Origin of the sequence: Cohnella fermenti (genome assembly GCF_004801405.1) — a bacterium.
In the GTDB taxonomy this organism is placed as follows: Bacteria; Bacillota; Bacilli; order Paenibacillales; family Paenibacillaceae; genus Cohnella; species Cohnella fermenti.
Genome location: NZ_SSOB01000018.1, coordinates 74,515 through 94,408, shown reverse-complemented (window position 1 = coordinate 94,408; position 19,894 = coordinate 74,515). Strand labels below are relative to the sequence as shown.

At 58.2% G+C, this 19,894-nt stretch carries 15 protein-coding genes; 14 read left to right on the top strand and 1 reads right to left on the bottom strand.

Annotated elements, in window-relative coordinates; translation table 11 throughout:
- The first annotated feature begins 7 nt into the window (after window positions 1–7).
- From E6C55_RS15720 to E6C55_RS15690, 7 genes are read left to right on the top strand one after another with little or no spacing between them, the layout of a single operon-like run.
- Window positions 8–793 carry a sulfite exporter TauE/SafE family protein gene (locus E6C55_RS15720; RefSeq protein WP_136370758.1) on the top strand — a complete coding sequence of 262 codons (786 nt, stop codon included), beginning with the start codon at window positions 8–10 and terminating at the stop codon, window positions 791–793.
- A 39-nt stretch (window positions 794–832) separates the two neighbouring features.
- Window positions 833–1,153, top strand: coding sequence for a rhodanese-like domain-containing protein (locus tag E6C55_RS15715; protein WP_136370757.1), 321 nt, complete (start codon window positions 833–835; stop codon window positions 1,151–1,153).
- A gap of 31 nt (window positions 1,154–1,184) precedes the next feature.
- Window positions 1,185–1,754, top strand: a complete 570-nt coding sequence (locus E6C55_RS15710; protein WP_230986707.1) for a sulfurtransferase TusA family protein — start codon at window positions 1,185–1,187, stop codon at window positions 1,752–1,754.
- Window positions 1,755–1,810: 56 nt separating this feature from the next.
- The gene (locus E6C55_RS15705) at window positions 1,811–2,290 is read left to right on the top strand and encodes a DsrE/DsrF/DrsH-like family protein (RefSeq protein WP_136370756.1); all 480 of its coding nucleotides are present in this window, start codon (window positions 1,811–1,813) and stop codon (window positions 2,288–2,290) included.
- A gap of 58 nt (window positions 2,291–2,348) precedes the next feature.
- Complete coding sequence (locus tag E6C55_RS15700; protein WP_136370755.1) at window positions 2,349–2,609, top strand: metal-sensitive transcriptional regulator; 261 nt, start codon at window positions 2,349–2,351, stop codon at window positions 2,607–2,609.
- Window positions 2,610–2,613: 4 nt separating this feature from the next.
- Window positions 2,614–2,991 (top strand): rhodanese-like domain-containing protein, encoded by a 378-nt coding sequence (locus E6C55_RS15695; RefSeq protein ID WP_136370754.1) that lies wholly within the window; start codon window positions 2,614–2,616, stop codon window positions 2,989–2,991.
- A gap of 29 nt (window positions 2,992–3,020) precedes the next feature.
- Entirely contained in the window at window positions 3,021–4,676 is a 1,656-nt protein-coding gene (locus E6C55_RS15690) for an FAD-dependent oxidoreductase (protein ID WP_136370753.1), read from the top strand.
- Between the two features lie 53 nt (window positions 4,677–4,729).
- On the opposite strand, the gene E6C55_RS15685 is transcribed toward E6C55_RS15690, so the two are convergent.
- Window positions 4,730–5,563 carry an AraC family transcriptional regulator gene (locus tag E6C55_RS15685; RefSeq protein ID WP_136370752.1) on the bottom strand — a complete coding sequence of 278 codons (834 nt, stop codon included), beginning with the start codon at window positions 5,561–5,563 and terminating at the stop codon, window positions 4,730–4,732.
- Window positions 5,564–5,920: 357 nt separating this feature from the next.
- Between E6C55_RS15685 and E6C55_RS15680 the strand changes: the two genes are divergently transcribed.
- The 7 genes from E6C55_RS15680 to E6C55_RS15650 all read left to right on the top strand — a co-directional run bounded on the left by E6C55_RS15680 (window position 5,921) and on the right by E6C55_RS15650 (window position 19,893).
- Window positions 5,921–6,871 (top strand): ABC transporter permease, encoded by a 951-nt coding sequence (locus tag E6C55_RS15680; protein ID WP_136370751.1) that lies wholly within the window; start codon window positions 5,921–5,923, stop codon window positions 6,869–6,871.
- Between the two features lie 9 nt (window positions 6,872–6,880).
- The gene (locus tag E6C55_RS15675; RefSeq protein WP_136370750.1) at window positions 6,881–7,759 is read left to right on the top strand and encodes a carbohydrate ABC transporter permease; all 879 of its coding nucleotides are present in this window, start codon (window positions 6,881–6,883) and stop codon (window positions 7,757–7,759) included.
- A gap of 70 nt (window positions 7,760–7,829) precedes the next feature.
- Window positions 7,830–9,473, top strand: a complete 1,644-nt coding sequence (locus E6C55_RS15670) for an extracellular solute-binding protein (protein ID WP_136370749.1) — start codon at window positions 7,830–7,832, stop codon at window positions 9,471–9,473.
- Window positions 9,474–9,540: 67 nt separating this feature from the next.
- Window positions 9,541–10,830: an alpha-L-fucosidase gene (locus E6C55_RS15665; RefSeq protein ID WP_136370748.1), complete on the top strand. Its 1,290-nt coding sequence runs from the start codon at window positions 9,541–9,543 to the stop codon at window positions 10,828–10,830.
- A gap of 106 nt (window positions 10,831–10,936) precedes the next feature.
- A complete protein-coding gene (locus E6C55_RS15660) occupies window positions 10,937–14,014 on the top strand; it encodes a carbohydrate binding domain-containing protein (RefSeq protein WP_168735667.1) in 3,078 nt (1,025 codons plus the stop codon).
- Window positions 14,015–14,251: 237 nt separating this feature from the next.
- Window positions 14,252–17,035, top strand: a complete 2,784-nt coding sequence (locus tag E6C55_RS15655) for a glycoside hydrolase family 2 protein (protein ID WP_136370746.1) — start codon at window positions 14,252–14,254, stop codon at window positions 17,033–17,035.
- Between the two features lie 473 nt (window positions 17,036–17,508).
- The gene (locus E6C55_RS15650) at window positions 17,509–19,893 is read left to right on the top strand and encodes a glycoside hydrolase family 95 protein (RefSeq protein ID WP_136370745.1); all 2,385 of its coding nucleotides are present in this window, start codon (window positions 17,509–17,511) and stop codon (window positions 19,891–19,893) included.
- The last annotated feature ends 1 nt before the right edge of the window (window position 19,894 follow it).

Below are 19,894 nucleotides of genomic sequence, written 5' to 3'. Positions count from 1 at the left end.
GGCCGCCATGAATCTGGATCTCGGGTGGATTCTCGTGTTATTCGCGATCGGCTTTATTGGTTCTTTTATATCCGGCATGGTAGGGATCGGCGGGTCCATCATCAAATACCCTATGCTGCTCTATATTCCTCCCGCTTTGGGCTTCCTTGCGCTGTCGGCCCAGGAGGTCGCAGCTATTAGTGCGATTCAGGTATTCTTCGCGACGTTGGCCGGAATATTCGCGTATCGCAAGGGCAACTTCATTCACTCGAAGCTTGTGCTCTATATGGGGATTCCGATCGTCATCGGCAGCTTCCTTGGCGGATATGGCTCCAGGTATCTGCCGGACAGCGCCATCAATATTACGTATGCGGTCATGGCGTTGGCCGCCGCCGTGATGATGTTCCTCCCGAAGAAGGGCGAGAAGGAGGATGACTACGCGAGACTCGCGTTCCATCGCGGGCTGGCAGCCGTATCCGCGGGCGTGGTCGGCATCCTGTCCGGCATTGTCGGCGCGGCCGGGGCCTTCATTACGGTTCCGATTATGCTCGTTCTGCTGCGAATTCCGACCCGGGTTGCGATCGCGTCGTCGCTGGCGATTACGTTCATCTCCTCCATCGGTTCGACGACAGGCAAGATCATGGGAGGCCACATGCTGTGGACCCCTGCGGCTGTCATGGTTGTCGCCAGCATTATCGCTTCCCCTGTCGGCGCGAAGGTAGGCAAGAGGATGAACGTGAAGGTGCTCCAATGGCTCCTCGCGGCCCTGATTACGGCGACCGTCCTTAAAATTTGGATTGATATTTTATCTTGATTATCTGCCCAATCATTCAATTGAAGGAGCGAATGTGCAATGGCGGGAACATTCACGAAAGTCGCGCTTCCGCAGGAAGTTAGAGAACGGCTGGAGAGAGGCGAGAAGCTTGGCGTTATTGATGTGCGCGAACCGGCGGAATGGGAGTCGGGACATATCCCGAATGCCAAACATATTCCATTGGGCGTTATCGGACAACGACACGGCGAACTGGATCGTTCGCAACCATATATCGTCGTATGTCGCAGCGGAGGCCGAAGCGGTCTGGCTTGCGAGCTGCTGGAGGAGCTGGGCTATGACGTAACGAATATGGCCGGCGGCATGTCCTGCTGGGAAGGCGAATTCGTCTGCGGAATTTAATAACGGAAGGGGGATTAATGCTGTGACAGCTATCATTCAAACGAACCGAATGCTGAATTGCGAAGGGTTGGCTTGTCCAATGCCGGTCGTCAGAACGAAGAAGACCATGGAAGAGATGAAGGCCGGCGAAGTGCTCGAGGTCCGGGCGACGGATAATGGGTCGGTGGCCGATCTGCAGAGCTGGGCGAGCCGTACAGGACATCAATATATCGGGATGAAGGAAGAGGGAGGCGTCTTCCGCCACTTCCTCCGGAAGTCTCCGGAGAACGAGACCAAACCCGAGACGAAGCATCCGCACGTCATCGGCAACGAAGAGCTGAATCGGAGAATGGCGGACGGAGCCGCCTTCACAATCGTGGACGTTCGGGAACCGGCGGAATATAGCTTCCATCGCATTCCGGGAGCGATCTCGATTCCGCTGGGCGAATTGGAGCAGAAGCTCGATCTGCTTCCGAAGGACGGAGAGTATGCGGTGGTCTGCCGAACGGGCACCCGGAGCGATCTCGCCTGCCAATTGCTTGCCGAACGGGGATACTCTGCGGTCAGGAATGTCGTGCCGGGGATGTCCGCATGGGAAGGACCCGCGGAGAGGGACGAGTAAGCGCGAGGGCCGGTGCGCGGGACCGGTCGTCATAGCAAGGAAGGAGAGCGATTCGAGTGGCTGAGCAGGAGAAGTCGACCATTGTATTATTCAGCGGGGAATTGGACAAGGCGATTGCGGCGTTCATTATCGCGAACGGCGCGGCGGCTTACGATCACGAGGTGACGATCTTCTTCACCTTCTGGGGGTTGAACGCGCTTCGGAAGGATGAGCAGATTCCGGCGAAGAAGGGCTTCCTCGAGAAGCTGTTCGGGAGAATGATGCCTCGCGGCGCAGATCGGCTGGGGTTATCGAGAATGAATTTTGCCGGGCTGGGTCCGAAGATGATCAAACACGTCATGAAGAAGCACAACGCGTTAACGCTGCCGCAGCTAATCGAGCTTGCGCAGGAGCAGGGGGTTAAGCTGGTGGCCTGCACGATGACAATGGATTTGCTGGGCCTCCGGAAGGAAGAGCTGCTGGACGGGGTCGAGTATGCCGGGGTTGCGGCTTATTTGGGGGATGCCGCGGACGCGAAAGTGAACCTGTTCATCTGATGCGTGTCCCCCCGTATCCGGTTATAATATACCTATACAGGTATTGGGGGAATGCGATATGAAGTACGATGACGATATGAAGCGTCGCTTGCGCCGTGCGGAAGGGCAAGTGCGCGGTGTGCTGAAGATGATGGAAGAGGGAAAAAACTGCAAGGACGTCGTCAGCCAGCTCTCCGCGATTCGCAGCGCCGTCGACAAGACGATGGCGCTTGTCGTTGCGGTCAATCTGGAGCAGTGCATTCTGGATGAGCGCGAGAACGGAGGGGACACCAACAAGGTCGTTCAGGAAGCCGTTGAATTGTTAATCAAGAGCAGGTAGGTGAATGGACTTGGGTATCGGACTGTATGTTCTGTTATCGCTAGTTGTGTTGTGGCTGCTGTACAAACGGCTTGTCCCGATAAAAGGTCTGCGCACTCTGGAGGCGGATCAGTTCCGGAGCGAGTCCGAGGGGAACAAGGTGATCGACGTTCGGGAAGATCATGAATTCCGGAGAGGACATCTCAAGGGCGCCGTGAACATTCCGCTCAGCGGGTTGGCGCAGCGCCTGGGGGACATTCCCAAGGATCGAGCGATTTATTTGTATTGTCAGAGCGGAATGCGCAGCAAGCAAGCGGCGAAGCTGCTTCTGCGCCAAGGCTGCTCCGACGTCGCGCACCTCCGGGGCGGGATGACGGCGTGGAGAGGACCGATTCAGAGATAAGCATGCCGGAAAGGGAGAGGTGAGGCGTCATGGCCAAGAAAGTGCTTATTGTAGGCGGGGTGGCGGGCGGAGCGTCGGCCGCGGCCAGACTCAGACGGCTGGACGAGAATGCGGAGATTGTCATGTTCGAGCGAGGTCCTCATATCTCCTATGCCAACTGCGGTCTTCCCTATTATATCGGGGAAACGATTCAGGATCGCTCGAAGCTGCTGGTGCAGACTCCGGAGAGCATGAAGGCCCGATTTAACCTGGATATCCGCATTCACAGCGAAGTGACCCGAATTGATGCGGACGCCAAGACCGTTACCGTAAACAGCAAGGAGAAGGGAGTCTACAAGGAGAGCTACGATTACTTGATCTTGTCTCCCGGCGCCAAGCCGCTGAAGCCGCCGATCCCGGGGATCGACAGCCGTCTTGTCTACACCCTGAGAACGATTCCGGATATGGACCGGATCAAGTCTCATGCAGACCAGGCGGGCATTCGGAGCGCCATTGTTGTCGGCGGCGGATACATCGGCGTGGAGATGGCGGACAATCTTCGTCATCGCGGACTGGAGGTCACGTTGGTCGAGGCTGCGCCGCATATTCTGGCGCCGTTCGACTCGGAGATGGCGGCGTTCGCGGAGAAGGAGCTTGAGGACAACGGAGTTAGGCTCTTGTTGGGCGACGGCGTCCATTCGTTCGTTGAGAAGGAGGGCGGAATCGCAGTCATGCTGCAGAGCGGGAAGGAAGCTTGCGGAGATATGGTCATTCTCGCGATCGGCGTGGCTCCGGATACCGGCTTCCTGAAGGATTCCGGCATCAGGCTTGGGCCAAGGGGGCATATCCTGGTGAACGAATCGATGCAGACCGACTGTGACGGTGTTTACGCGGTTGGCGATGCCGTCGAGATTGTCGATTACGTGACCCGGCAGCCCTCCGCGATTCCGCTGGCCGGTCCGGCGAACAAGCAAGGGCGTGTCGCGGCCGATCATATCTGCGGACTTCCATCGACCTACAAGGGGACGCAAGGTACTGCGATTATCAAGCTGTTCGATCTTGCCGGAGCAAGCACGGGAAGCAATGAGCGTACGTTGTCAAGGCTCGGCATTCCGTATCGGACGGTTTACGTTCACCCAAGCTCGCATGCCGCGTATTATCCGGGAGCGAAGCCGATTGCTCTCAAGCTTATATTTAACGATGAGGGGAAAATCCTTGGAGCCCAAGCCTTCGGAGCCGAGGGGGTGGACAAGCGGATCGACGTTATCGCCGCCGTCCTTCGAATGAACGGCACCGTAGACGATCTCGCCGAGCTTGAGCTTGCGTACGCGCCTCCCTTCTCCTCGGCCAAAGATCCGGTCAATATGGCAGGCTATCTGGCTCAGAACGTATTAAGCGGACGGAGCGACGTTGCGACGCTGCAGGAATTGGGCTCGTTCGACCCGGAGCGGCAAATCCTGCTTGATGTCAGGACGAAGGCGGAATTCGATCAAGGGCATATCGAAGGCGCAAGGCATATACCGGTTGACGAGCTTCGCGCGAGGTGCGGCGAGCTTGAGCAAGGCAAGGAAATTTATGCCTATTGCGCCGTAGGGATGAGAGGATATATCGCTTCCCGCATCTTGCAGCAGAAGGGATTTGCCGTCAAGAACGTGACAGGAGGCTATCGCAGCTATTCCATGGCGCGATATGCGCCGCGGAACTAATCATTGCGGTTCACATGCGCGCGACTACAGTGAATACCCGATTCTACAGTCCCTCACTTAAAGTGAAGATTACGGAATTCGGTCGGCGTCATGCCTTCCGTCTGCATAAAAATTTTGTTGAAGTAGCTCACGCTCGGATAGCCGGAATCGATGGCGATCTCCTTGATTGCCATCTGCGGATGGCCGAGCAGCAATTGCTTGCTAAGCTGAATGCGGCACTTGGTCATGTAGGCGAGCGGCGTCATGCGCGTCACCTTCTTGAACAGGCTGCAGAAGTAATTCGGCGTCAGTTGAACTCTGTCCGCCCATTCTTCCAGGATAAAGGGGAGATGGGCGTTTTTCTGCATGAACGGCAACAGATGAATGATGCGATCGACGTTCTGCATGCCCCGCTTGGTAGAGAACGGGATCGCCCCGCTGACGAATTCCACAAGCACGCCGTAGGCGAGAGCGGAGATGCGGGCCGGGCGCATGAAGCTGTGCTGCTCGAGCTCGTCCAGCAGCTCAAGGAAGGCCTGCTCAAGCATGGCGTTATCCTTCATGTACCAGAGAGAGGAGCCGTGGAATCCCCTCTGAAGCAGGAAGTCCGCCAGCCCGCTGCCATTGAATTGCATCCAATGGATATCCCAGCTATCGTCATCGGATGTGTAATATCGCATTCTCTCGTGCGGGTGATGAAGGAACACATCGCCTTGCTTCAAGGTGAAGAGCGTGTCATTCAGCTCGAGATACCCCTTCCCTCCGGTGACGAAGTGCAGGCTGAAGTCGCGGACGCCTTCCTCGCGGGTGACCGTGTGGCTGTCCGGCTTCACATAGAAGCCGGAGGAGTGGGGGAAGCAGAAGAAGCCGTATTCTTCGAACGGCGGAAGGAAATATTGACGGTTCATCGGCCGACGCTCCGTTCCCGGGGACTTTGAAAATAGAATAACAAAAAGTAATTTCGTTGTATAGAGAGAAGCGGACAATTCGCTGAAGAACGATGCTGAAAGTGTGGGAAATTCGTATTCTTTCGAGAAATGAAGTATGTATTAAAAACGAATATTGCTGAATCGATTGAGGTGTATCCGTTTTCATAAATAAAACAATATTAATTTACGGAGTAATATTGTTTTATAATTCGAAATCTCGTATTATTGTCAACGCTTACTGGAGCGGATAGACTATTATTGATAACGCTAGTCGCGACTGCCTGAATCCCGGGGAAAGCAGGCTCGGCGCGTTAGGAAGAGGAAAGGGGGAAGGCAATGGCGCAGACAGCCTATTCGATCGGAAGCGAGAAAGAGAAAGGCTCTCTCCGTCGTATCGTTCAGAAGTTGTTGTCGCAGAAGTATTTGTACTTGCTGGTGCTGCCGGGATTCCTGTTGGTGCTCGTCTTTAATTACTTCCCGATGTACGGCATCCTGGTCGCGTTCAAGAAGTACAGCGTGGCCAAGGGAATCTGGGACAGCCCGTGGGTCGGCATGAAATATTTCGATATGTTCCTGTCGAATCCGATGGCGCTGCGCACAGTCAAGAATACGGTCTTGCTCGGGCTGTACGGCCTGCTGTGGGGGTTCCCGGCGCCGATTATTCTGGCCTTGCTGTTCAACGAGCTGCGCATTCTGTGGTTCAAGAGATTCGTGCAAACGGTTTCGTATTTCCCGCACTTCATCTCGACGGTCATCATCGTGGGCATGATCAAGGAACTGACCTCGCTGGACGGCTTGGTCAACCAGGTGACGGGGCTGTTCGGCATGGACCCGGTCAACTTCTTGTCGGAGTCGCAATTCTTCCGGACGATCTTCGTCAGCTCCGGAATCTGGCAAGGGATCGGCTGGGGAACGATTCTGTATCTGGCGGCGCTCAGCGGCGTCGATCCGACCTTGTACGATGTAGCGTCGATCGACGGAGCGAACCGCTGGCACAAGATGAAGAACATCTCGCTTCCGTCCATCATGCCGACGACGATCATTCTGTTTATTCTCGCCATCGGCGGCATTCTCGGCAACGACTTCTCGAAGGTGCTGCTGCTCTATAACCCCGGGACGTATGAGACGGCCGACGTGATCGGCACCTACGTCTTCCGCGAGGGGCTTCAGGGCGGGCGCTTCGAATACGCCGCGGCCGTCGGACTGATGCTGTCCGTCGTCTCGTTCATCTTCGTCGCGATCACCAACGGAATCGTCAAGCGATTCTCCGATTCGAGTCTCTGGTAGGTGAGGAACATGGGTTACAAGCAAGGCATGGGTTCCCGGATCTTCGACATTCTCAATTACGCCTTCATGCTCGCGCTCGTCGTCGTGATGGTCTATCCGCTGCTGAATGTCATCTCGTTGTCGCTCAGCGATCCGGATTATATTGCGCTAGGTGAGGTCAGTTGGTGGCCCAAGGGATTCAATACCAAGGGGTACGAGATTATTCTGAGCAAGCCCCAGTTGTACATCAGCTACCGCAATACGCTGCTGTACGCTTCGGTCGGGACGCTCCTGACGCTGCTGCTCACCTCTCTGACGGCTTACCCGCTGACCGTGGCTGATTTTCCGCTTAAGAAGTTTATTACTATATTCCTCGCAATCACAATGTTCTTCGGCGGCGGCATGATTCCGACTTATCTGTTGATGAAGGAGCTTCATCTGCTCAATACGTTCTGGATCATGGTCATTCCCGGCAGCGTAGGCGCGTTCAACGTCTTTATCTATCGTTCGTTCTTCCAGAATATCCCTTCGGAGCTGCGAGAATCGGCCTTGATGGACGGAGCCGGAGACATTACGATTCTGTTCCGCATCTATCTGCCGCTATCCAAGGCGCTGCTCGCGACATTCGCGCTGTTCTCCATCGTGGCCTTCTGGAACGAATGGTTTAACGCCTTGATCTATCTGAAGAACGAGAGCAAGTATCCGCTGCAGATGTTCCTGCGCAGCTTGATTGTCGACGACGGGAGCGCGAGCAGCCAATACCGGAACTTGCTCGTCAACAATGAGGTCAATCCGAAGAACATTGTGATGGCCGCAATCGTTATCGCGCTGGCGCCGATTCTGTGCATCTATCCGTTCGTTCAGAAGCACTTCGTCAAGGGGGCCATGGTCGGCTCGATCAAGGGGTAGTCAACGTATCGAGGTCCGACGAACGGCGGCTTAACGCTTCGCCACTCAACTATTATCAGGGGGTTCTTGTATGCAAAAATCAACAACGGCGCTTCTGTCCATCCTGCTCGCATCTTCGATGCTGGCCGGCTGCAGCGGCAACAACGATAATGGCGGCACTGATTCGGGCGCTTCTCCGGCAGCGAGCGGCGGCTCCTCGGCAAGCGGCGACACGAACGCTGTGGAGGAGCTCAGCTTCGAGGTCATGATTCCGAAGTTCGGGGTCGATCCCGCGGACACGCTCGTTCAGGAGCAATGGGAGAAGGAGATGGAGACGTATCTCGGCGTCAAGCTGAACATCAAGTGGAACCGCATTCAGTGGGGCGACGAGTACTTCGAGAAGGCGAAGGTGATGGCCGCGAGCGGCGAGATCCCGGATGTCATGCTCAGCCTCGAAGGGCTGTCGGGCATTAACGACAACGGGGAGGAAGGCTTGTACGCCGATCTCACTCCGTATCTGGAGCAATACCCGTATTACAAGGAATTCGTCAACGGCACGCCGAACTCGGACACCTATCTGTTCTCCTCGAACAAGAAGATTTACGCCTACTTCGACGGCTACGACAACCCGACGGAGCTGACGCCGTCCCAATATTCCTCGTCTTACCGGCTTGACGTCTTCGAGCAGAACGGGATCAAGATTCCGGAGACGCTCGATGAGATGTACGATGCCGCCAAGAAGCTGAAGGAGCTGTATCCGGATACCTATCCGATCGGCTCGAGCGGCAAGTACATGGCGTATGCCGGCTTCTACAATTCCTTGCACACGAGCGACGACATCTATTGGAACGGTGAGAAGTATGTGTTCGGTCCGACGGAGATGAGCTTTAAGGAAGCGCTCGAATTCATGCACAAGCTGTACGCGGAGAAGCTGATGGACCCGGATTACTTCACCGATGAGATCGATCAGGCCCGTCCGAAGGCGACGACAGGCAAGACGTTCATCTACCCGCTTAGCTGGTCCGGCTTCGCGACCGAGTTCAACGACAACGAGCAGGCGAACGTCAAGTGGACGAATGCGCTGATTCCAAGCTCGAAGTACGGCGATGCCTGGCTGTATTCCTCCGAGCCGGCGGGCAAGGGGCTCGGCAACGGCAGCGGCATCGTCATCTCGGCGAAGGCGAAGCACCCCGAGCTGCTGGCGAAGATGCTCGACTACCAGTATTCGGGCAAGATGATGACGCTGATGAACTGGGGCGTAGAGGGCACGACCTACGAGGAGAAGGACGGCGTGAAGCAGTACACGTCGAACATTCTGAACGCCGACAATCTGTATGATGAGTTGTGCAAGTACGGCGTAGGCACGACGGGCAGCTGCCGCGCCGGCATCGTATGGACGCCGCAGGACCGCGTCGCCAAGTATACGGACCCGGGCAGCGTAACGTCGTTCTACCATGACGGCAAGGAGACCGAAGAGAGCTATTGGACCGCGAACGGCACCTACGGCAAGGGCCGGGTTGCGCCGAACGATCAAGCGCCGCGCATCAACTTCACAAGCGACGAGAACGAGCAGATCAGCAACACGATGACGCCGGTCCGAACCTATGTGCAGGAATCGGTCATCAAGTTCATCAAGGGCGAGATGGACCTGAGCGATTGGGATAAGTTCCAAGCTCAGCTGAAGAAGATGGGAGACTACGAGTCGGTCGTCAGCCTGTATCAGAGCAAGCTGTAAGAGCGGGCGGAACAGGGGAACGGTCAGGCGATCATTCAGTTAGCAAACTGGAGAGGCGAGGAAAGGCATGACGGATAAGGAATTGCGGAATGACGAGCTCGCCTCGATGCTGAAGAGCAGCATTCAATTGAAGAGCAGGGACGATGTGGAGGCTCCTTCGCTGAAGCTGAGCGACGAGCAGATGGAATGGTGGCGGGACGCCAAGCTGGGGTTCTTCTTCCACTGGGGGTTGTACTCGCTGCTCGGGCGCGGCGAGTGGGCGATGTTCAACGAGAGCATCCCCGCCGACGAGTATGCGAAGCTGGCCGAGTCGTTCGACCCGCAGCAATGGGACCCGCGCCAGTGGGCGGAGCTGGTCCGGGAGGCGGGCATGGCCTATTCGGTTATGGTCACCCGCCATCACGACGGCTTCGCGATGTGGGACAGTCCGGGCAGCTACGGCGGGTTCGACAGCAAGAGGGCGGCGGCGGGTCGCGACTTCGTCAAGGAGTACACGGAGGCTTTCCGCGAGGCCGGGCTAAGGGTCGGGCTGTACTACTCCCCGATGGACTGGCGGTTCCCCGGCTACTTCAAGCCCATGGAATTGGCGGAAAATGCGGCTCTGATGAAGAGGCAATGCTACGAGCAAATCCGGGAGTTGACGACGAAGTACGGGCCGATCGACATTCTCTGGTACGACGGCGGCTGGCTTGCCCATTCCGGCTCGGATGCCGACGCCGCCTGGTTCTGGGAGCCGATCAAGCTGAACGAAATGGTGAGGTCCAGCCAGCCCGACTGTGTCATTAATCCGCGTTCGGGCTGGAGCGGGGACTTCCAATGCGACGAAGGCGGCCATGACATCACGGGCCCGATCGTGCCGATGGACTGGGAGAAGTGCTTTACGATTGCCTATCATTGGTCGTACGAGCCGGAGGAGAGGGTGATGCCGCTCGAGCAAATCGTGAAGCTGATGGTCGATTGCTTCGTGCGCGGGGGCAACGTGCTGCTGAACGTGGCCCCCAATCCGGATGGGACCATTCCGGATAGTCAGACGGAGCGGCTGCGGCAGATCGGCGCCTTCATGAAGAAGAACGGCGAAGCCATCTACGGCACGCGCGCGGGCCCGCTGCAACCGGTGGACAATGTATACGGCATGACGCACAGAGGGGATTGCCTGTACCTGCACGTGCTGGACGCGGCGGCGATGGACAAGACGATTCTGCCGGCGCTGCCGCAGCGAATTGCTCGCTGCGAGCTTCTGGACGGCACGGAGATTCCTTATAAGCAGAACGAGCGCGGAGTTGCGATTCGCATTCCGGAGGCTCGTCGGGATCGCTTCGATACGGTTGTGAAGCTGACGGTAGATTCGGCCCTGTAAGCAACGCAGTCCGGCCCGCTTCTTCGGAGGCGGCCGGACTTCATCTGACCGTAAGACAAATCTGACCGAATGACAAATCTGCATGAAGGAAAAGGAGTTGTGGATGATGTTGACAAGAAGAAGCCGCAGGCCGGTAAACTGGTTGTGTGTGTTTATGGCAGCGCTTGCATTCTTTGCTGTGCTGCCGTTCGGTCTGCCGACGGAAGTGCATGCGGCCGGAACCACACTGGTGACGTATCCGAATCCGACGGGCGGCGCCGCGCTCAACGCCGACTTCACCGTGAAGGTGCGCGCGAACGGCGGGGCCTGGCAGGACCTGGACGAATACGACACGACGGTAGGCGGCTACCACCCTTCGCATGCTTCCTTCGTCTACTTCGATACGGACGGTCCGGTGGACGTATCCGTCACCTATAACGCGGGGACCGTCTCATCCGCAGCGGTTCGTCCGGCAAGCAAAGGCATTGCCCCCTCCGTTGCGGGGAACACGTTGACCTTCACGATCTCCGGTCCGACCAAGCTCTCGGTGGAAGTGAATGGAGACATCAACCACAATCTGCATCTGTTCGCGAATCCACTGGAGGTTGACGTCCCGAGCCCAAGCGATCCGGACGTCATCTATCTCGGGCCCGGCGTCTACAACCAGGATTATACGGTGCCGAGCGGCAAGACCTTGTACATTGCGGGAGGAGCGGTCGTCAAGGGAGGCGTCTTCCTGGACAACGCGACGAACGCGTCCGTCAGGGGACGGGGCATCCTCGATCATCCTTCCTGGAGAGGCGTCTCGGTCAACTATTCCGACAATATCACGGTCGACGGGATTATCGTCAACGACTACGGCCACGGCGGAGGCGGCGGGGATCTGGTCGATCTGCAGAATGCCAACAATGTGACGATTAACAATATTAAAGGCTTCAGCTACAAGAGCTGGACGGACGGAATCGACAATCTGGGGTCCACGAACATTACGATTAACGATTGTTTTATTCGCTCTGGCGATGACAGCCTGGCGGTCTATACCGCCCGCCCGGAATCGAACTTCTGGAGCAATGTCGCGAACGAGACGGTCACAAACACGATCCTTATGCCCGATGTGGCCCGTCCGATCAACTTCGGCACCCACGGCGATCCGACCGAATACGAGGGCGGGCTGTTCATCGATTCCGTCCACTTCTCCAACATCGACATCTTGTTGAACGACACGCAAAGTCCGATGAGCCCGATCCAGTTCACGAACGGCGACGGGAACCTCATCCAGAATGTAACGTTTACCGATATCCGGATCGAGGACAATTATGTGCATGCGATTTTTAACCTGAACAATACGTGGACGGGAAGCCAGACCGGGCCGGGGCGGGGCGTCAAGAATATCTACTTCAAGAATATTACGTATACCGGCACCAACAGCAATTCCTCCAATCTGACCGGCTATAGTCCCAATCGTCTCGTTCAAGACGTCACGTTCGAGAATCTGGTCGTCAACGGCAATCTGATCCTGTCCGCCGCAGCGGGCAATATCAGCGTCAACGGCTATACGAGCAACATCCAGTTCGTCGCTCCGGGCGCAAGCAGCTATACGCCGCTTCCGACTCCGACACCGCTGTATACGAATCTGGCATTGAACAAGACGGCCAGCTCGGACAGCGTCAAGACCGGAACCTCGGCCTCCGGCGGCAACGACGGCAACCATCGAACGAACTGGACCGCGAACGACACGAATACAGGCCATTGGTGGAAGGTGGACCTTGGCAGCAATCAGACGATCCATGGAACCAAGGTGATATGGGACGAGAACAATCTTACGCATCTGTACAAGGTCGAGGTGTCGACAGACAACGTCAACTGGACCACGGCAGCGGACCGGACGGCAAGCAACGGCACGGCGAAGACGAACAATGACTTGTTCAACATGACGGCCAGGTATGTCCGAATTACCGTGACGGGCTTGACCTCGGGAGTTGCAGCAGGCTTCAACGAGTTCCGGGTTCTTCAATACAACGGCGCCTCCTTAGTCAAGAACGGGGACTTCGACAATGGCCACACGGCGACGTGGACCGGTTCCGGGCTGCTCACGCATATCTCCGCAGCGTACAACAGCACCTTCGGCCTTGATCTTCGCAGTGCCGGCAATTATGCGGAGCAGACGATAACCGGCCTTAGCCCGAACACGGCCTACGTGCTGTCCGTCGATGCCAAGGGCGTATCGGGAACGGGGCAAGGTTACTTGTACGCGAAGGACTACGGCGGAACCCAGGTCAACCAGAGCATCACGTCGGACAATACGTTCCACAGCGCGTCCCTTCTGTTCGTTACCGGCTCCGGGGCGACCGCCGCGACGATCGGCGTCTATGACACGACCGGAAGGGTTCAGTTCGACAATATCGTTCTGCGTCCGCTCATTGCCAATGGAGACTTCGAGAACGGGACGACCGTTGGCTGGACCGGCTCCGGGGCCGCCGCGCAGGTATGGGCCGCACGAAGCAGCGCTTACGGCCTCGAGCTCTGGAATCCGGGCAACTACGCGGAGCAGACGATCACCGGGCTCAGCCCGAATACGGCCTACGTGCTGACGGTCGACACCAAGGGCGTATCCGGGACGGGGCAAGGCTATGCGTACGTGAAGGATTACGGCGGCTCCCAGATCAACAAGACGATTGCCTCCGACAACAACTGGCACAGCATGGCGATCTACTTCGTCACCGGGCCGTCCTCCACCTCCGCGACGATCGGAGCTTATTGCACGACAACCCGGGTGAGCTTCGACAACTTCGCCTTGAAGCCGACTCCGGTGCTGGTGCAGAACGGGAACTTCGAAGGCGGCAACATTACGGGCTGGACCGGCTCCGGAGGCGCTGCGCAGGTGTGGGCGGCATACAGCAGCGCTTACGGCCTGGAGCTCAAGAACCCGGGCAACTACGCAGAGCAGACGATCACCGGGCTCAGCCCGAATACGTCGTATGTGCTGACGGTCAAGACCAAGGGCGTGTCGGGCACCGGTCAAGGCTATGTGTACGTGAAGGATTACGGCGGCTCCCAATTGAATCAGACGATCACGTCGGACAATACCTGGTACACCACAACGATTGCCTTCACGACGGGAGCCTCATCCACGTCCGCCACGATTGGCGCAGCTTGCACGACAACCAGAGTAACGTTCGATGATTTCGTTGTTAACCAAGTCTGATTTGGTTGTGAGCCAAGTCTGAATGCGTTGTGTGAACCAAGTGGAATGGCGTTGCCATAAAGAAGGCGCCCCCCCCTGTCCAGGTTCGGGCAGGGGGGTTCTTCGATGCTCCGATTTCTTGAATATAACGTAATATCATATTATTAATCATAGTAAGTTTCTATTTACCTCGCCAAATTTTCGATTGATACTTAGTATATGAGTTGTAATTTTGTTCTATTGGAGTGGTGATGGCCTGTGAGATCGGAACGGAGAAGAAGCTGTATCAACTTGAATCGGGAATGGAGATTCGTTCGCAGCGATGAGTTCGGCTATGAGGAGGAACGTCCGAAGCAAGCGGAGTATGACGACACCGGCTGGCGGCATGTCGGCTTGCCCCATTCCTTCAGCATTCCTTATTATATGGAGAATGAATGGTTTATCGGGTCGGGGTGGTACCGCAAGCGATTCGCTTATCGGCCGGAATGGGCGGGCAAGCTCGTGCATCTGGCGTTCGAAGGCGTCTTCCAGACAGCGGAGGTATTCGTCAACGGCGGCCTGGTCGGGCGGCACGAAGGAGGCTATACCGGCTTCTGCTACGATATTACGGAGTGGCTGCGGGACGGCTCGAATGTCATCGCCGTCCGGGTCGGCAACGAGTGGAGCGGGCGCATCGCGCCGCGCTCCGGCGAGCATACGTTCTCCGGCGGCATCTACCGTGACGTCAGCCTGACTGTTACCGAGCCGCTGCATCTTGCATGGAACGGCACATTCGTGACCACGCCGCTTCTGTCGAACGATGGGAACGAGACACGGATGCAGGTACGTGTGCAAGCCGAGGTCGTCAATGGTTCGGAGGAGGACAAGCGGGTTACGGTCCGCACGGTCGTGCGGGATCGCGAGGGCCGGGAGACGGTCGCGACGGAGCGGACGCTTGAGGTAGCGGCAGGCACGACACGGAAGGCCGACAGCTTCGGCGGGCCAGTCTCCAATCCTAGGCTGTGGGGTCCGGACGATCCGTATCTGTACCGGGTGACGACAGAGATCGTTGCGGAAGGGGAGGTCGTCGACGAGTTCGAGGATACGATGGGGTTCCGCTGGATGGAGTGGACGGCGGACGAGGGCTTCTTCCTTAATGGCCGGAGGCTGTTCCTGAACGGGGCGAACGTTCACCAGGACCAGGCGGGCTGGGGAGACGCAGTCACGCAGGCGGCGATCTATCGCGACGTCAAGATGATCAAGGACGCAGGGATGAACTTCATTCGCGGCAGCCACTATCCGCACCATCCCGCCTTCGCTCGCGCCTGCGACGAATACGGCATTCTGTTCTGGTCGGAGGCGACCTTCTGGGGAATGGGCGGAGGAGCCAACGATACGGGGGAGCGGACCGATTGGCGGGCCAGCGCGTACCCGGTGCTGGAGGAGGACCGGGAGGGCTTCGAGATCAGCGCGATCAGGCAATTGCGCGAGATGATCCGCATCAACCGGAATCGGCCGAGCGTGATCGTCTGGAGCATGGGCAACGAGCCGTTCTTCAGCCACGAGTCCGTCCGTCAGCAGGCGGTCGAGCTTCTGCGCCGGATGGTCGCCGTCTCCCGCGAGGAGGACCCGACACGCCCGGCGGCGGTCGGAGGCGCGCAGAGATGGGAGCTGGACCGACCGGATATCGCGGACGTTGCCGGCTTGAACGGCGATGGCGGCGGCTTCTATATGAAGTGGGACGGCGACGAACGGGTTGACGATCCGGAGACGGAACGGCCGGTCATTCCGCAGGTTGTCTCCGAATATGGCAGCGAGGTGATGGATCGTCCCGGCTGCTATCGCCCGTATTACGATCATGTCGCGGCGAGCCGAACCGATCCTTATCGCCATGCGGCGCCCAAGTGGCGATGCGGACAGGCACTCTGGTGCGGCTTCCATCATGGCAGTCTAGCCAACGATATGGGACATATGGGCATTGTCGATTATTACCGCCTTCCGCTGCGCGGCTGGTACTGGCATCGCTTCAATAGTACGGCTTTGAATGCGGCGGGGGAAGCGTCAGAGTTGGAGCAATCAGTGGAGTCGGAGCGAACGGCGAGGGCGAGAATAGCGATGGATAGAGCGGCACTCGGCTATCTGGGCATTGAGCCGCCGAAGGAGCCGGGCGGGGAGCCGGAATGGCCGAGGCCGGGCACTCCGACGCGGCTGCGGTTATATCCAGGCGTAGGCAGCTCGACGCGGATTCGCAACGACGGGACCGACGATACGCAGCTTGTTGTCGAGCTTGTCGACGAGAACGGGAAGCGGGTCGCTGCGTCCGCTCCCGTCGCGTTGACGGTCGAATCCGGTCCGGGGCAATTCCCGTCGTACGCTGCGAAGCGGATAGACACCGACACCGGCTTGCAGGTGATTGAAGGGCTTGGCGCGATCGTCTTCCGTTCTTATTATGCGGGAGTATCGGTCATCGTGGCGACATCGCCAGGTCTTCAGGAAGCGAGGCTGACGATCGTGACGACGGAATCGGTCGGAACGAATCATTCGATCGGAACGATAGAATCGGCTGCAGCGATAGAGTCGGAGCCGGACCTGACGATTCCTCTTCCCTCCAAGTCTGCCGTGCAGGTGAAGGAGGCCCGCGAGCAACTGCTCGACCTGGCGACGAATCGGCCGAACAAGGCAAGCAGCGCAGCGCGCGGTTATGGCAAGAACAACGCCAATGATGCCGACCCCGGCTCCTCCTGGCGAGCAGGAAGCCTGGCTTCGGGAGAGTGGTGGATGCTCGATCTGGAGGGCGTCAAGTACCCGGACCGAGTGGAGCTTGCGTTCGAACGGGCGGGGATGTATCGGTTCGTGCTGGAAGGCTCGAGCGACGGGGAGTCGTGGTCGCCGCTGCTCGATCATCGGGAGAAGGCGGTGGAGCTTGGGAAGGACGGCGAGACGCTCGTCAAGCCGGTGAAGCGGGCGGCTTGCCGGTACGTTCGAATAACGTTCACACAGATGCCGCAGGAAGTACCGGCCAACCTGAGAACGTTCGGGTTATTTGGTTTGAATTCAGTTTAAATTTAGTTTTAAATAAGGTTTAATTAAGTTTGACTTATTTAAGTTGAACGAATGAATTTATCTTGGCAAGTTACATCGCGCAGAATTGGGAACCGGAAATTCCTGATCCGCGGCCGGTACCCGTTGGAGCGAATAAGCCTGAAATCTCGACAATAATTTGCCGTTCCGCGGCTGAATGCTGAAAAAACCAGCATTCAGAGCCGAAGCGTCGCCGTCCCGCAGCCGATTGAGCGAACCAGCCTGAAATTTCGACTATAATTCGCGGCCCGCGGTCAGAACGACAAACTTCCAACATCATTGCAATAGAACCTTATGCCATGCGAGAAGTATCGATACGAGTGTGCTCGTTATAATCTGCTCGTTATAATCTTTGGTTCATTATTTATAGATTCGAATTCGATTTGAATCAGAATCGGAATCGGAATCAAACTCAGACAGCGGCAGACACTGCGAATATATGGAGGGACTACGCAATGAACATTCAATTCCAATTGCCCGCCGTTCACTGGGTCGAGGCGCTGCCCGTCGGCAACGGCAGGCTCGGCGCGATGGTGTTCGGCGGCATCGAGAAGGAACGCATCGCGCTCAACGAGGATACGCTCTGGTCGGGATATCCGCAGGACGGGAACAATCCCGGCGCGAGGGAAGCGTTGCCGAAGATCCGGGAGCTGATCGCCCGGAAGAGGTATGAAGAGGCGGACCGTCTGGCCAAGGAGATGATGGGCCCCTTCACGCAATCGTACTTGCCCTTCGGCGATCTGCTTCTCACGATGGAGCACGGCCAGCTCAGCTATGGAAGCTACGAGCGCAAGCTCGACCTGGCGACAGCGGTCGCTTCCGTGACCTACGCCATCGGCGGGGTCGTCTACACTCGCGAGATCTTCGCATCCCATCCCGATCAGGCAATTGTTATGCGGCTGACGGCGAGCAAGGAAGGTCGGCTGAGCTTCCGGGCGCGGCTGGACAGCCCGCTTCGCCACTCTACCGGGACGGAGGACGACCAGTTCACCCTCTCGGGCATCGCGCCCGAGCATGTCTCGGCCAATTACGACGATATCGAGAGTCCCGTTCGCTATGGCGCTCCCGGCACGGCCAGAGGACTTCGCTACCACGGCAGGCTGGCGATCGAGCACGTCGGCGGAACGCTTCGGGTCGATGCCGATGGGCTTCATCTGGAAGGCGCAACGGAGGCGACACTCTTCTTCAGCGCGGCAACCTCGTTCGAGCCGAAGCTTGGCGGCAGCGACGAAGCCCGCGAGCCGAAGCGGCTGACCGCGGCGGCGATCGAAGCGCTGCGAGGTCGGGAATACGCGGAGCTGCGCCGACGGCATATCGACGACCATGACCGGCTGTTCCGTCGCGTCGAACTTCGTCTGGGAGACAGCCCAGCTCCTGCCGACCTCCCGACGGATAAGCGAATCGCAGAATACGGCAGCCGCGATCCTGGCCTGGTCGAGCTGCTGTTCCATTACGGTCGCTACCTGCTGATCGCCAGCTCTCGGGAGGGCACGCAGCCGGCCAACCTGCAGGGCATCTGGAACGAGGAGACGAGAGCGCCCTGGAGCAGCAACTATACGCTCAACATCAACGCGGAGATGAACTATTGGGCGGCGGAGACGTGCAATCTGGCGGAGCTTCACGAGCCGCTGCTTCGCTTCGTCGGGCGGCTGGCCGAGAACGGCCGCCGGACGGCGGCGACGAATTACGGGGCGCGCGGTTGGGTGGCGCATCACAACTCCGATCTGTGGGCGCAGACCGCTCCCGTCGGCGACTTCGGCCGCGGCGATCCGGTATGGGCGCTCTGGCCGATGGGCGGCGTCTGGCTGACCCGGCATCTGTGGGAGCATTATGCCTTCGGCGGAGACGAGGATTTCCTTCGCAACGAGGCTTACCCGATTCTGAAGGATGCCGCCTTGTTCGTCCTGGATTGGCTGATCGAGAACGAGGACGGGCATCTCGTGACCTCTCCTTCGACGTCGCCGGAGCAGAAGTTCCGGGTCGGGGAGGGCCGCTATGCCGTCAGCGAGGCGGCGACGATGGACCTGAGCCTGATCGGGGAACTGCTCGACATATGCATTCGGGCCGGACGACAGCTTCGGGACGAGGAGGAGTGGGTTCGCGGGCTGGAGCGGACGAAGAGCAGATTGCTGCCGATGCGCATCGGCCAACAGGGCGAACTGCTGGAGTGGAGCCACGATTACGAAGGAGAGGATGTCCATCACCGGCACGTCTCCCATCTGGTCGGCATCTATCCGGGGCAACTGCTCTCAGAGAGGTCCACGCCGGAGCTGTTCCGTGCCGGAAGGGCTTCACTGGACATTCGCGGAGATGGCGGGACGGGGTGGAGCCTCGGTTGGAAAATCAATCTATGGGCGAGATTCAAGGACGGCAACCGGGCGGAGCGGCTGATCTCGAATCTGCTGCGGCTTGTCCGGGCGGACGAGCCGATCAATCATGACCATGGGGGCGTCTATGCCAATCTGTTCGACGCCCATCCTCCGTTCCAGATCGACGGCAACTTCGCCGCCACGGCCGGAATCGCCGAGCTGCTGCTGCAGTCGCATCAAGGCTTCCTCGAGCTTCTTCCGGCGCTGCCCGATCGCTGGCCGGACGGCTTCGTCCGCGGGCTGCGGGCGCGAGGCGGATTCGAGGCGAGCTTGCGCTGGACGAACGGCGAACTGACCGAAGCCGAGATCGTATCGCTTCTCGGACAGCCTTGCGCGATCGTGTGCCGCTTGCCCTTCCGCGTCTTCGCGGGCGAAGCCGAAGTTGCCGCCGCGGGGAATGCGGATGGGGCGACGGTGTTCCCGACAGAACGGGGGCAGAGCTACACGCTGAGGGTTGCGACGGTCGAATGAG

Bases quoted from the DNA above. Each gene is read 5' to 3' on its own strand.
- E6C55_RS15720 (WP_136370758.1), top strand. From the start codon at position 8: ATGAATCTGGATCTCGGGTGGATTCTCGTGTTATTCGCGATCGGCTTT.
- E6C55_RS15715 (WP_136370757.1), top strand. From the start codon at position 833: ATGGCGGGAACATTCACGAAAGTCGCGCTTCCGCAGGAAGTTAGAGAA.
- E6C55_RS15700 (WP_136370755.1), top strand. From the start codon at position 2,349: ATGAAGTACGATGACGATATGAAGCGTCGCTTGCGCCGTGCGGAAGGG.
- E6C55_RS15695 (WP_136370754.1), top strand. From the start codon at position 2,614: ATGGACTTGGGTATCGGACTGTATGTTCTGTTATCGCTAGTTGTGTTG.
- E6C55_RS15690 (WP_136370753.1), top strand. From the start codon at position 3,021: ATGGCCAAGAAAGTGCTTATTGTAGGCGGGGTGGCGGGCGGAGCGTCG.
- E6C55_RS15685 (WP_136370752.1), bottom strand. From the start codon at position 5,563: ATGAACCGTCAATATTTCCTTCCGCCGTTCGAAGAATACGGCTTCTTC.
- E6C55_RS15680 (WP_136370751.1), top strand. From the start codon at position 5,921: ATGGCGCAGACAGCCTATTCGATCGGAAGCGAGAAAGAGAAAGGCTCT.
- E6C55_RS15675 (WP_136370750.1), top strand. From the start codon at position 6,881: ATGGGTTACAAGCAAGGCATGGGTTCCCGGATCTTCGACATTCTCAAT.
- E6C55_RS15670 (WP_136370749.1), top strand. From the start codon at position 7,830: ATGCAAAAATCAACAACGGCGCTTCTGTCCATCCTGCTCGCATCTTCG.
- E6C55_RS15665 (WP_136370748.1), top strand. From the start codon at position 9,541: ATGACGGATAAGGAATTGCGGAATGACGAGCTCGCCTCGATGCTGAAG.
- E6C55_RS15660 (WP_168735667.1), top strand. From the start codon at position 10,937: ATGTTGACAAGAAGAAGCCGCAGGCCGGTAAACTGGTTGTGTGTGTTT.
- E6C55_RS15650 (WP_136370745.1), top strand. From the start codon at position 17,509: ATGAACATTCAATTCCAATTGCCCGCCGTTCACTGGGTCGAGGCGCTG.